Origin of the sequence: Spirabiliibacterium pneumoniae (genome assembly GCF_014884995.1) — a bacterium.
Classification (GTDB): Bacteria; Pseudomonadota; Gammaproteobacteria; order Enterobacterales; family Pasteurellaceae; genus Spirabiliibacterium; species Spirabiliibacterium pneumoniae.
This window is the reverse complement of record NZ_JABMII010000004.1, coordinates 48435-61133: the sequence shown is the minus strand read 5'-3', so window position 1 is coordinate 61133 and position 12699 is coordinate 48435. Positions and strand designations below refer to the sequence as shown.

Annotated in this window: 12 protein-coding genes; 9 read left to right on the top strand and 3 right to left on the bottom strand. The window is 48.0% G+C overall.

Features of this window, described 5'->3' with window-relative positions:
- Positions 1 to 39 precede the first annotated feature (39 nt).
- The 8 genes from HPC38_RS02640 to hemB all read left to right on the top strand — a co-directional run bounded on the left by HPC38_RS02640 (position 40) and on the right by hemB (position 7289).
- A complete protein-coding gene (locus HPC38_RS02640) occupies positions 40 to 1491 on the top strand; it encodes an aminoacyl-histidine dipeptidase (RefSeq protein WP_208119737.1) in 1452 nt (483 codons plus the stop codon).
- 37 nt (positions 1492 to 1528) lie between these two features.
- Entirely contained in the window at positions 1529 to 2305 is a 777-nt protein-coding gene (gene ubiE, locus HPC38_RS02635; protein WP_408021838.1) for a bifunctional demethylmenaquinone methyltransferase/2-methoxy-6-polyprenyl-1,4-benzoquinol methylase UbiE, read from the top strand.
- Between the two features lie 8 nt (positions 2306 to 2313).
- Positions 2314 to 2958: a ubiquinone biosynthesis accessory factor UbiJ gene (locus HPC38_RS02630; protein WP_208119736.1), complete on the top strand. Its 645-nt coding sequence runs from the start codon at positions 2314 to 2316 to the stop codon at positions 2956 to 2958.
- Positions 2958 to 4592: a ubiquinone biosynthesis regulatory protein kinase UbiB gene (gene ubiB, locus HPC38_RS02625; protein WP_208119735.1), complete on the top strand. Its 1635-nt coding sequence runs from the start codon at positions 2958 to 2960 to the stop codon at positions 4590 to 4592. The genes HPC38_RS02630 and ubiB overlap by 1 nt, the downstream gene beginning before the upstream one ends.
- A gap of 108 nt (positions 4593 to 4700) precedes the next feature.
- Positions 4701 to 4934, top strand: a complete 234-nt coding sequence (tatA, locus tag HPC38_RS02620; protein ID WP_208119734.1) for a Sec-independent protein translocase subunit TatA — start codon at positions 4701 to 4703, stop codon at positions 4932 to 4934.
- A 3-nt stretch (positions 4935 to 4937) separates the two neighbouring features.
- Positions 4938 to 5477: a Sec-independent protein translocase protein TatB gene (gene tatB, locus HPC38_RS02615; RefSeq protein ID WP_208119733.1), complete on the top strand. Its 540-nt coding sequence runs from the start codon at positions 4938 to 4940 to the stop codon at positions 5475 to 5477.
- A 5-nt stretch (positions 5478 to 5482) separates the two neighbouring features.
- A complete protein-coding gene (gene tatC, locus HPC38_RS02610) occupies positions 5483 to 6214 on the top strand; it encodes a twin-arginine translocase subunit TatC (RefSeq protein ID WP_208119732.1) in 732 nt (243 codons plus the stop codon).
- A 58-nt stretch (positions 6215 to 6272) separates the two neighbouring features.
- Positions 6273 to 7289: a porphobilinogen synthase gene (gene hemB, locus HPC38_RS02605; RefSeq protein ID WP_408021837.1), complete on the top strand. Its 1017-nt coding sequence runs from the start codon at positions 6273 to 6275 to the stop codon at positions 7287 to 7289.
- Positions 7290 to 7327: 38 nt separating this feature from the next.
- Here hemB and gorA read toward each other — a convergent pair whose 3' ends face one another.
- Together gorA and HPC38_RS02595 are read right to left on the bottom strand one after the other, a co-directional pair.
- The gene (gene gorA, locus HPC38_RS02600; RefSeq protein WP_208119731.1) at positions 7328 to 8680 is read right to left on the bottom strand and encodes a glutathione-disulfide reductase; all 1353 of its coding nucleotides are present in this window, start codon (positions 8678 to 8680) and stop codon (positions 7328 to 7330) included.
- Positions 8681 to 8790: 110 nt separating this feature from the next.
- Positions 8791 to 9636, bottom strand: coding sequence for a 23S rRNA (adenine(2030)-N(6))-methyltransferase RlmJ (locus HPC38_RS02595; protein ID WP_208119730.1), 846 nt, complete (start codon positions 9634 to 9636; stop codon positions 8791 to 8793).
- Positions 9637 to 9770: 134 nt separating this feature from the next.
- Between HPC38_RS02595 and prlC the strand changes: the two genes are divergently transcribed.
- Positions 9771 to 11804, top strand: coding sequence for an oligopeptidase A (prlC, locus tag HPC38_RS02590; protein ID WP_208119729.1), 2034 nt, complete (start codon positions 9771 to 9773; stop codon positions 11802 to 11804).
- Positions 11805 to 11833: 29 nt separating this feature from the next.
- Here the strand turns inward: prlC and HPC38_RS02585 are convergent, their stop codons facing one another.
- Positions 11834 to 12667 carry a class I SAM-dependent methyltransferase gene (locus HPC38_RS02585; RefSeq protein WP_208119728.1) on the bottom strand — a complete coding sequence of 278 codons (834 nt, stop codon included), beginning with the start codon at positions 12665 to 12667 and terminating at the stop codon, positions 11834 to 11836.
- Positions 12668 to 12699 lie beyond the last annotated feature (32 nt).

Here is a 12699-nt window from a genome sequence, read left to right as displayed (position 1 = left end):
TTTGCTTGCTAACGCCAAATTTTGCTAAAGGAGCATATAATGCAAAAAATGACAGATCTTCAACCTAGCCGCTTGTGGCAGTGGTTTCAACAAGTTTGTGATATCCCTCACCCCTCTTTTCATGAGGAAAAATTAGCCGAGTTTATTGTGAACTGGGCAAAATCGCAAAATATTTGGGTTGAGCGTGATAGCGTGGGGAATATTTTGATGCGCAAAAGCGCGACCAAAGGCATGGAAAACCGCAAAAAAGTGGCGCTGCAAGCCCACCTTGACATGGTGCCACAAAAAAATAATGGCACGGATCATGATTTTGAAAAAGACAGTATTAAACCTGTGGTAGAAGGGGATTGGGTTACGGCTCAGGGAACGACGTTAGGCGCGGATAATGGTATTGGCTTGGCTTCTACATTAGCGGTGCTTGCCAGCGATGATATTTCTCATCCTGATTTAGAAGTGCTGCTGACAATGACAGAAGAGTCTGGCATGGAAGGTGCCCATGGATTGCAACCGAATTGGCTGGAAAGTGAAATTTTAATTAACACTGACACAGAAGAAGAAGGTGAGATTTATGTCGGTTGCGCAGGTGGCATAGATGCAGATATTCGTTATGATCTAAGTGCGGTTGATAATCCCTGTAAACAGGCGAAATTGCTGGTGTTGAAAGGTTTGCGTGGTGGGCACTCGGGGGGCGATATTCACACAGGGCGCGCTAATGCGATTAAACAACTGGCTCGCACGTTGGCTGAATTGCAACCGCACTTTGATTTTCAGCTCGCCGATATTAATGGTGGTTCGGTGCGTAATGCGATTCCTCGCGAGGCTAGTGCGGTACTGGTGTTTGATGGCGATGAGCGAGTGCTCAGCCAACGCGTGAGAGAGTTTGAGCAACTGCTTAAACATGAACTTGCGCATTCTGAGCCGAATTTGTCGCTCTTTTTGCAAGATATTGAACGCCCAGCGAGTGCGTTTAGTCAAGCACAAACAGATACCGTGATTAATCTTCTGAATGCCTTGCCAAATGGCGTGATACGCAACAGCGATGTGATTGATGATGTGGTGGAAACGTCTTTGAGCGTGGGGGTGCTGAAAGTGGAAAAATCACAACTGCACATTGTGATTTTGATTCGCTCACTCAATGAAAGCGGTAAGCAGGCTGTGTGTTCAACACTGGAGTCGATTACCACGCTGGCCAATGCAGATGTGGCATTTAGCCATAATTACCCAGGCTGGGAGCCTGATGAACATTCACCGATTCTGCCAGTGACCATTGAGCACTATACGCGCATTTTAGGTCATGAGCCGAAGGTGAAGGTGATTCATGCGGGCCTTGAATGTGGGCTGATGAAAAAGCCGTATCCTAATATTGATATGGTGTCTATTGGACCAACGATTCGCAATGCTCACTCACCTGATGAGAAAGTCTATATCCCAGCTGTGCAAACCTACTGGACACTATTGCAGTCACTGTTGGCGAATATTCCAAGTAAATAAACTAAAGTGCGGTTGACCGCACTTTGATTGGATAAACATGATGAACGAACAAGTAAATTTGCCCCAAGAGAGTGAAAGTACTACCCATTTTGGCTTTAAAACCGTTGCAAAAGAGGAAAAGCAAGCCTTGGTGGCGAATGTGTTTCACTCGGTGGCCGATAAATATGACCTGATGAATGATTTGCTTTCTTTTGGCATTCATCGTGTGTGGAAGCGCTTTACGATTGATTGCTCAGGAGTGAGAAAAGGGCAAAAGGTGCTTGATTTAGCTGGTGGAACAGGCGATTTCACCGCAAAATTTTCTCGCATGGTGGGTACTCAAGGGCAAGTGGTGCTGGCGGATATTAATGATTCCATGCTCAAAGTGGGGCGTGAGAAGTTGCGCAATCTTGGCGTGGTGGGCAATGTCGATTATGTGCAAGCTAATGCAGAATGTTTGCCGTTTGCAGACAACACCTTTGATTGCATTATCATCAGCTTTGGGCTGCGCAATGTGACCGATAAGCAAAAGGCACTTGAGTCGATGTTCCGCGTGCTTAAGCCTGGTGGGCGGCTTTTGGTGTTAGAGTTTTCAAAACCCGTGCTCGATCCGTTAAGTAAATTGTATAATTTCTACTCTTTCAACATCTTGCCAAAAATCGGCGAAGTGGTGGTGAAAGATGGCGAAAGTTACCGTTACTTGGCGGAATCCATTCGCATGCACCCCGATCAAAACACCTTAAAAGGGATGATGGTGCAAGCTGGCTTTGAACAGGTGGAATATTTCAATTTGACCGCTGGCATCGTGGCAGTGCATCGTGGCTTTAAGTTTTAGGAGGGCAGGTGGCATTTTCTCCCATTGAGCAGCTGATGTTACCCCAATTGGGCAGCGCTGTGTTAGAAACACTGTTAAATCAATTAATTAAGCGAAGTGTCAATGTGCAGCAGTACTTACAACGGCTGTATGATAAGGTGTTATGTGTTGAGCTTGAATCGCCACACATTCAACACTATTTTGTGTTCAGTCAAACTCGAATTGATGTACTCAATTGCTATGATGGCGAGGTGAATTGCCATATCATTACCCGCCCCTCGGTGCTCTTTCCGCCACCGAAAAAAGCACAACTTAGTGAGCTGATCAACGACAAACGTATTGTACTACACGGGGATTTGCAAGTGCTGCAAGATTTCACCGCACTTTTTAACGCTCTAGAGCGAGATCCTGCTGAACTGGTTTCTCCTTATGTAGGTGATGTATTGGCGCACAAAGGCATGCGCTTGGTTTCTCAAACATTGGAGTTTTTCAAACAACAAAGTGCGGTTGCTCAACAACATTGGGGTGAGCGCTTAAGTGAAGAGTGGCAAGTGGCGATGCCAGCCACTGCGATGAGCAGTTTCGCCGCCGAGGTACGCGCACTTGCGCAAGACGAGCAGCGATTGGCGGGCAAAATTGCGCAGCTAAGCGAACAACTCAAGGAGCTACGCTGATGTGGGGCAAGTCCCGTTTTTATCATATTATTCATGTGCTTTTGCGCTATGGGCTAGATGAACATTTACCTGAAAACCGTTACACGCGCCCATTGCGTTGGGCGCGCAAAAGCCTATTTTGGATCAAGAATCGCCACCCGAACGCGCCTTATGGCATGCGTTTGCGTCTAGCGTTGCAAACCCTTGGCCCTGTGTGGATCAAATTAGGACAAATGCTTTCCACGCGGCGCGATCTTTTCCCACCTGACATCGCTAACGAGTTAGCACTATTGCAAGATCAAGTTGAGCCGTTTTCAGGCGCTTTAGCACGCCAAGAAATTGAACGCGCACTCGGTGCGCCACTGGAGACGTGGTTTTGCGAGTTTGATGAAACCGCACTGGCTTCTGCCTCCATTGCGCAGGTTCACACCGCCCGTTTTAATGACAACACACCTTTTGCGGGCGAAGAAGTGGTGTTGAAAGTGATCCGTCCGAATATTGAGCAATCGATTCGCTCAGATGTGAAGTTGATGTATCGCTTGGCGGCGTGGATCCCGCGACTGTCCAGTGAAGGTAGGCGGTTGCGCCCAGTGGAAGTGGTGCAGGAATATGAAAAAACACTCTTCGATGAGTTGGATTTACGCCGAGAGATGGCTAATGCGATCCAACTTAGGCGCAATTTTGAAGACAGCCCGATGCTGTATGTGCCCAAAATGTACAGCGATTATTGTCACAAAAATGTGATTGTGATGGAGCGTATTTACGGCATTCCTGTGTCTGATATTGATACGTTGCACGCGCGCGGTACCAATATGAAATTATTGGCAGAACGTGGCGTGCAGGTGTTTTTCACGCAGGTGTTCCGCGATAGCTTTTTCCATGCCGATATGCACCCAGGCAATATTTTTGTCAATCCAGAACACTTAGACGATCCGCAATATATTGGGATCGACTGCGGCATTGTTGGCTCGCTTAACCGTGAAGATAAACGCTATTTGGCGGAGAACTTTTTGGCGTTTTTCAACCGTGATTATCACCGCGTGGCGGAGCTGCACGTGGATTCTGGCTGGGTGCCAGAAGATACGAATGTGCAAGAGTTTGAGCAAGCGATTCGCACGGTTTGTGATCCGATTTTTGCCAAGCCGCTAAGTGAGATTTCATTTGGGCATGTGTTGCTTAATTTATTTAACACCGCCCGCCGTTTTAACATGGAAGTGCAGCCACAATTGGTGTTGTTGCAAAAAACATTGCTGTATATTGAGGGATTAGGACGGCAGATTTATCCACAGCTGGATTTGTGGCAAACGGCTAAGCCTTTTTTGCAAGATTGGATCGATGATCAAGTGGGCTTTAAGTCAGTTTATCGTAATCTGAAAGACAAAATGCCCTATTTCCGCGAGCATTTTGCTGAATTTCCTGAAGCGCTTTACAATGCCTTGTTGCAACAAAAAGCCATCGGAAAGCAGCTGGCATTGCTCAATCAAAATTTGGCAGATAACCGTCGCACGCAGAAAAACCGCACTTTTTATTTCGGCGCAGGGGCGGTGGTGTTTGTCGCCACCTTGTGGCAATTTTCATACTTGCCTCAAAGCCTAAGTGCGGTTTTGATCGTGTTATCATTTTTGATCTGGGGCTATGGATTATACAAAAAATAGCGTTTGCGTTGATTGTCAATTGACTACTGTGGCGTGATAGGTTATAAACCTAGCAGGCTTATTTACGAATAGTGCTTAAGGGCACGTTTAACTAAACAAGAGGTTTTTATGGGTGGTATTAGTATTTGGCAACTTGCCATTATCGTGTTGATTATTGTTTTGTTATTTGGCACGAAAAAACTGAAAAATTTAGGCTCTGATTTGGGTGAGTCGGTCAAGGGTTTTAAAAAAGCAATGAAAGACGACGACAAACAAGATGCGCAATTCAAATCAAGCATTGAAAGCAACCCAACACAAAATAGTGCTGAAAGCGTCAAACAAAAAGACAACGAACAGGCATAAATTGTGTTTGATATTGGCTTTTCTGAGCTTTTATTGATTTTTGTTGTGGGCTTGGTTGTGCTTGGCCCGCAACGTTTGCCTGTGGCGATCCGTACGGTGGTGAGCTGGATTCGCACGGTGCGCGGCTTAGCGGCGAATGTGCAAAATGAACTCAGTCAAGAGTTAAAATTGCATGAACTGCAAGAAAGCATCAAAAAAGCCGAGCAATTGAATTTAAGCGAACTGTCGCCAGATTTGGCTCAAAATATCGAAGACTTGAAAGCCTCTGCGCATACCATGCAACAACAGTTGCAAAAGGAACAAAATTCGATTAATAACGCTATTAATGACCGCGTGAAAAGTGTGGAAGAATCCGAGCGAGTAGCGCACGACGACCACGCCGAAGCCGTTGAGGCTGACAGTGAGCAGGCACAGATTGAAGAGGATAGTCAAGGTGAGGGTAACGTTCCATGGCATTATCATGGTATGGATATTCCTGCCGAGTCCGATGAGCTCAATGCGCCACCGCCTGAACCGAAACCTACCACCCCAGCGAAAGAGTAGCTGTTATGTCATCTGTTGAAGACGCTCAACCTCTTATTAGCCACTTGGTTGAATTACGCAACCGCCTGCTGCGCGCGATCGTGTGCGTGTTGCTGGTGTTTGCCTGCTTGGTATTTTTTTCTAATGATATTTATCGCCTTGTGGCATTGCCACTGATAAATCAAATGCCACAAGGGGCAAGCATGATCGCAACAGGCGTTGCCGCGCCGTTTTTCACGCCACTGAAACTCACCGCGATTGTGTCCGTGTTCATCTCGGTGCCATTTATTTTATATCAAATCTGGGCGTTTGTAGCACCCGCACTTTATCAGCATGAAAAGCGGCTAGTTTATCCGCTGTTATTTTCCAGCACGCTATTATTTTATGTGGGGGTGGCGTTTGCCTATTATGTGGTGTTCCCGTTGGTGTTTGGTTTTATGACCCACACCGCCCCCGAAGGCGTGACTATTGCCACCGACATCAGCAGCTATCTTGATTTTGTGCTGACTATTTTCCTCGCCTTTGGCATTTGCTTTGAAGTGCCAGTTGCAATTATTTTGCTATGCTGGACGGGCATCACCACCGCCGAAGATTTACGCAAAAAACGCCCATATATTTTAGTGGCAGCTTTTGTGATTGGCATGTTGCTGACACCGCCAGACATTTTCTCGCAAACCTTGCTGGCGTTGCCGATGTTTTTACTCTTTGAAGTTGGGGTTTACTGTTCGCGTTTTTATCAACCGCGCGAAGAAGACTAACCGCACTTTGATGTTAACAAGGCGCCAAAAAGGCGTCTTGATTGTTTAAGGAACGATTATGAATATTCAAATGCCTTTTGCGCCCTTTCCGCAAGGGAGAATGCGCCGTTTGCGTCGGCATGATTTTAGCCGTCGTTTAGTTGCTGAAAACCAACTTAGCGTGAATGATTTAATTTACCCTGTGTTTATTATGGAAGGGGAGAACGCGCGCCAAGCGGTGCCGTCGATGCCAGGTGTCGAGCGCTTAACACTTGACCAGCTGCTGATTGAGGCGCAAGAGCTAGTCGCGCTGGGTGTACCTGTGATTTCGCTGTTTCCTGTAATTGAGCAAGATAAAAAATCGCTGATGGCGCAAGAGGCTTATAATCCACAAGGGCTGGTGCAACGCGCGGTGAAAGCGTTGAAAGAGAGCTGCCCAACGTTGGGCGTGTTGACCGATGTGGCGCTCGATCCTTACACCACTCACGGGCAAGATGGCATTATTGACGACGACGGCTATGTGGTCAATGACATCACCACCGAAATTTTGGTTAAACAAGCCCTTTCGCACGCTAAGGCGGGAGCAGATATTGTGGCACCGAGCGACATGATGGACGGACGTATTGGTGAAATTCGCACCGCACTTGAGGCAAATGGTTTTGTGAATACACAAATTATGGCCTATTCAGCTAAATATGCGTCGTGTTTTTATGGGCCGTTTCGTGATGCGGTTGGTTCTAGTGGTAACTTAAAAGGCGGTAATAAAAAAACGTATCAGCTTGACCCTGCCAATAGCGATGAAGGGTTGCGTGAAGTGGCGCTTGATTTGCAAGAAGGGGCTGATATGGTGATGGTTAAACCTGGGTTGCCTTATTTAGATTTGGTTTATCGCGTTAAGCAACAATTTGGCGTGCCGACATTCGCTTATCAAGTTTCAGGTGAATATGCCATGCTGCAAGCAGCGATTGACAACGGCTGGCTAAGCGAAAAAGAGAGCATTTTGGAATCATTACTGTGCTTTAAGCGTGCTGGCGCCGATGGGATTTTAACCTATTACGCTAAAAGGGTGGCTCAGTGGCTACAGGCAGAGAAATAAAAAAGTGCGGTTAGACCGCACTTTTATTTTTTAACGCATTAACGCATGGTGACAAATTCTTCCGAACCTGTTGGGTGAATAGCAACCGTGTTGTCGAAGTCAGCTTTGGTTGCGCCCATTTTGATTGCCACAGCAAAGCCTTGAATCATTTCATCAACGCCAAAGCCAATGCCGTGCAAGCCGACGATTTTTTCATCAGGGCCTGCGCACACTAATTTCATGCGGCACGGTTGACGGTGTTGGGTTACCGCAGTGTACATCGCCGTGAATGATGAGGTATAAACTTTCACATTGTCTTCGCCATACTGTGCTTTGGCTTGTGGCTCGGTTAAACCCACGGTGCCGATTGGCGGGTGGCTGAATACCACGGTTGGCACAAGGTTGTAGTCCAAATGCTCGTTTGGCTTATTGTTAAATAAACGCTCCGACAACCGACGACCCGCTGCCACAGCAACAGGCGTTAGCTCAATGGCGCCTGTGTTGTCGCCCACCGCGTAAATGCCTTTCACATTGGTGTTTTGGAATTTATCCACTTCAATGTAGCCACGCGCATTGGTTTTCACGCCAGCCGCCTCAAGGTTGAGATTATCCGTTGCTGGCTCACGGCCGATTGCCCACACCACGCAATCCACGGTGTGTTTTTCACCGCCTTCTAATTCCAACGTCAAACTGCCATCGTCATTTTTACGCAACGCTTTGGGGGTGGAATTTTTGTGTAGGGTTGGGCCTTCGGCTTCGATCACTTCCACCAAGGTGTCAACGATTAACGGGTCAAAACTGCGCAATGGCGCGTGTTTGCGCACAAATAAATGGGTGTCCACGCCTAAATTGTGCAACACGCCAGCCAATTCGACTGCGATGTAACCTGCGCCAACAACAGCAACGCGTTTTGGCAACTCGCGCAGCGCAAACACGCCGTCAGAGTCAATGCCCAGCTCCGCGCCTTCCACTTTTGGCATGGATGGGCGCCCACCAGTTGCGATCAAAATATGATCGGCGGTAATTTTTTCGCCATTGACTTCCAAAGTGCGGTCATCGACAAATTTGGCAAAGCCTTTGATCACATCAACCTCGTTGTTGCCGAGCACGCGCTCATAGGATTGATGAATGCGGCCGATATACGCTTGGCGGCTTTCGACTAATTTTTTGAAACTAAAGCCGTTATTGACCAAATCAAATCCGTAGTCTTGGGCATAAAGATTGACTGCTTCGGCGATTTGTGCGCCGTACCACATCACTTTTTTCGGCACACAGCCCACGTTCACACAGGTGCCGCCGAGTTCTTTGGCTTCAATAATGGCGCATTTTTTGCCGTAGCTTGCCGCGCGATTGATCGAGGCGATGCCACCGCTGCCACCGCCGATAGCAATATAATCATAATGTTTTGTCATAACAGATCCTTTCTTTGCTTAAATTTCGTCTATTGTGCCTAAATTTGGGCGCAAATACCATTCGAAATTAATGATTGCTTTAATTGTTACAAACTTTGCTGACCGCACTTTTAGTTTTCCCCCACGATCCATTCAAGTTGCCAGCTGCCCGTGCCTTCGTTCACCAACGTTTGTGCTAAAAATGGCAGCGCTTCTCGCATTTGCGCCTCTAGCGTCCAAGGTGGATTGACCACAATCATGCCGCTGGCAGTCATGCCGCGCTGGGTGGAGTCAGGGCGCACAGCCAGTTCAATTTGCAAGATTTTTTTAATCCCTGTTTGTGCAAGGGCGCGCACCATGCGCTTGATATGCGTGCGCAGCACCACAGGATACCAAATAGCATAAGTGCCTGTGGCAAAGCGTTTGTAGCCCTCGCAAAGTGCGGTCACAACTTGTTCATAATCGCTTTTTAGCTCATAAGAGGGATCCATTAAGATCACGCCGCGTCGTGTGGGCGGCGGCAGAGCCGCTTTGAGCTGTTGATAGCCATCGCCACGCAGGCATTTCATGTTTGTAAATGGCTGCACGGCGCGCCGCAGTAGGGGAAAGTCGCTCGGATGCAGCTCGCAGAGCAAGGCGCTATCTTGACTGCGCAGTAAATTAGCCGCAATCAGCGGCGAGCCAGGGTAATAACGCAGCTGCCCGTCACCGTTAGTGGCTTTCACTTGTTTGAGATAATCCGCCACCACAGCAGGCAAACCAGGTGCGTCCCAAAGCGGAGCAACGCCCGCGAGATATTCTGCGGTTTTTTCCGATTCTTTCGATTGCAGGCTATAACGCCCTGCGCCCGCGTGGGTGTCGAGATAAAAAAAGCCTTTCTCTTTTTGTTGTAAGGCGCGCAAAATGGCGACCAGCACCGTGTGCTTCAACACATCAGCGTGGTTGCCCGCGTGAAAACTGTGGCGATAACTTAACATGACTTCGTCCTTATTCCAATTCAGCCGTAAGTGTACCGCACTTTTGTCTTTTTTTGATATGAAAAATCCATCAGCCCTTGAATTTCTGCCCGTTTCGCCTAATCTAATAGGCATAACTCAAAAAAGGATAAATTATGTCAAACCCATTATTGCAATTCGGCGGCTTGCCGCCATTTTCCCAAATCAAACCTGAACACGTGGTGCCAGCCATTAAACACTGCATTCAAGATTGTCGCGACACTGTTGAACGCGTGCTCAAGCAACCGCACTTTACCTTTGAAAATCTTTATCAGCCGTTAAGCGAGGTCAGTGATCGCCTTGGGCGCGCGTGGTCGCCAGTGAGTCACCTGAATGCCGTGAAAAATAGCCCTGAGCTGCGCCAAGCCTACCAAGAATGCTTGCCGCTGTTGTCTGAATACAGCACCTGGGCGGGGCAACATCAAGGGCTTTATCAAGCCTATAAATCACTCAAAGAGAGCGAGGAATACGCCAAGCTTGACATCGCTGCGCAAAAAGCCATTGATGATATTTTGCTTGATTTTACCCTTTCGGGCATTGGGCTTGAAAAAGACAAACAGCAACGCTATGGCGAAATTGTTGCGCGCTTGTCGGCGCTGAGCTCGCAATTTAGCAATAATGTGCTTGATGCCACGATGGGCTGGGATATTCTCATTACGGATAAAAATGAACTTGAAGGCTTGCCAGAATCGGCTTTGCAAGCAGCGCGCGAGGCGGCAAAATCAGTCGAGAAAGACGGCTGGCGGTTCACCCTTGAAATTCCAAGTTATCTGCCTGTGATGACCTATTGCGAAAACCGCACTTTGCGTGAAACGCTCTATCGTGCTTACACCACCCGCGCCTCCGATCAAGGCCCGAATGCAGGCAAGTGGGACAACAGCGCGATTATTGAAGAGATTATGCAGCTGCGTTATGAATTGGCGCAATTGCTCGGCTTTGACACCTATGCAGACTATTCTCTCGCCACCAAAATGGCTGAAAGCCCTGATCAGGTGATGGACTTTTTAAACGATCTTGCCACACGCGCTAAGCCGCAGGGCGAAAAAGAGCGCACTGAGCTTGAGCAATTTTGCCAAGCGCACTTTAATGTTAGTGAACTGATGCCGTGGGACGTGGCATTTTACAGCGAAAAACAAAAGCAACATTTGTTTGCTATTAACGACGAAGAATTGCGCCCATACTTCCCCGAAGAGCGCGTGTTAAACGGCTTGTTTGAAGTGGTCAAGCGCATTTATGGCATCCGCGTGAAAGAACGTTTTGATGTGGATGTGTGGGATGATAAAGTGCGGTTTTTCGAAATTTGGGACGCCAGTGGCGAGCTGCGTGGCAGCTTTTACCTTGATTTATACGCCCGCACTCACAAACGTGGCGGCGCATGGATGGATGACTGCATTGGGCGCAAGCGCGTGGGTGAACACTTACAAAAGCCCGTGGCGTATTTAGTATGCAATTTCAATAAACCGATTGGCGACAAGCCAGCGCTGTTCACCCACGATGAAGTGACCACGCTGTTCCACGAATTTGGGCATGGGCTGCACCATATGCTCACGCTTATTGATGTCAGTGGCGTGTCGGGCATTAACGGCGTGCCGTGGGATGCAGTGGAATTGCCAAGCCAATTTATGGAAAACTGGTGCTGGGAAAAAGAGGCGCTGGATTTTATCTCAGGCCATTACGAAACAGGTGAGCCGCTGCCAGCGGAAAAACTCACACAACTGCTCAAAGCAAAAAACTACCAAGCGGCGATGTTTGTGCTGCGTCAGCTTGAGTTTGGCTTGTTTGATTTCACGTTGCACTACCGTTTTGACCCAAACAAAGGCGCGCAAGTGCAACAAACGTTAAGTGCGGTGCGCGATCAAGTGTCGGTGTTCAAACCGCTGGATTGGACACGCCCAGCCCATGCCTTTAGCCATATTTTTGCTGGAGGCTATTCGGCAGGGTATTACAGCTATCTCTGGGCGGAAGTGCTCTCCGCCGACGCGTTCTCGTTGTTTGAAGAGCAAGGCATCTTCAACCCTGAAACGGGCAAAGCGTTTTTGGATAACATCTTAAGCCGCGGCGGCAGCGAAGAGCCTATGACGCTTTTCAAACGCTTTCGAGGGCGTGAGCCAAAACTCGACGCGCTCTTGCGCCACAAAGGCATTCAATAACAGTAAAAGTGCGGTTAGACCGCACTTTTTTATGTGACGCGTTTGAGTTTGTAGTGCTGCAAGAGCATAACGCGTTTAAATTTGGGCACAAAGCGCATCATCAGTGCGATGAACCAGCCCATGCGGTGATAGCCTTTGAGCTGGTGGAATAAGGTGGTATGTAAGTGTTCAAGGCGAGGGTGCCAGCGCTCGGCGACTTTTTCATCGTCGCTGCCGAATTTGAACGTGGCTTGCATTTGGCTGACCACATCATGCCTTTGTGTGTTGTGAGCCATAAAGGCACCTGCCATATCGAATAAAAATTCAGCGTGTTGAATGCGTTCAGCCACTTGGCTGAAAAATTGGCGGTTGTGTTGCTCGTCAAAATACATCAGCACCCCTTCAATCACAAATAAAAAATGGGCGTTAGGGTGTTCGCTGGCCAGTTTATCCAACCAAGGCGTGTCAAACATTGAGCAGGCGATCAGGTGTTGATTGTGGTGTGTGGGCAGCAGTTGCTGGCGAATGTCTATCACATTAGGCATATCCAATTCGTAGAAAAGTGCGTTTTGTGCAAGGGCGCCAAGCCGTGCATACCTGTCATCTAAGCCACAGCCAACGTTGACGATAATTGGCTGACTGTGGGCAATAATAAATTCACGACATTGCTGGTCGAAAAATGCCGCGCGCAACGCGGTGCCAACCGCACTTTTCGGCTTATTGTTAAACTGGCTGAAATCGTAATCAATGGTTTGTACCAACTTGACCGCACTTTCATCTTGAATGAGTGGGTTGGTGACGAGGGTTTGCTGCGCGCGCATGTACAGCGGAATAAGCAGTGTTTCAGAAATAGGATCGGCAAGAAATGGGTAATCAGTGGCCATATTTTCCCCCTTAGGTTAAGCCTATCCTACGC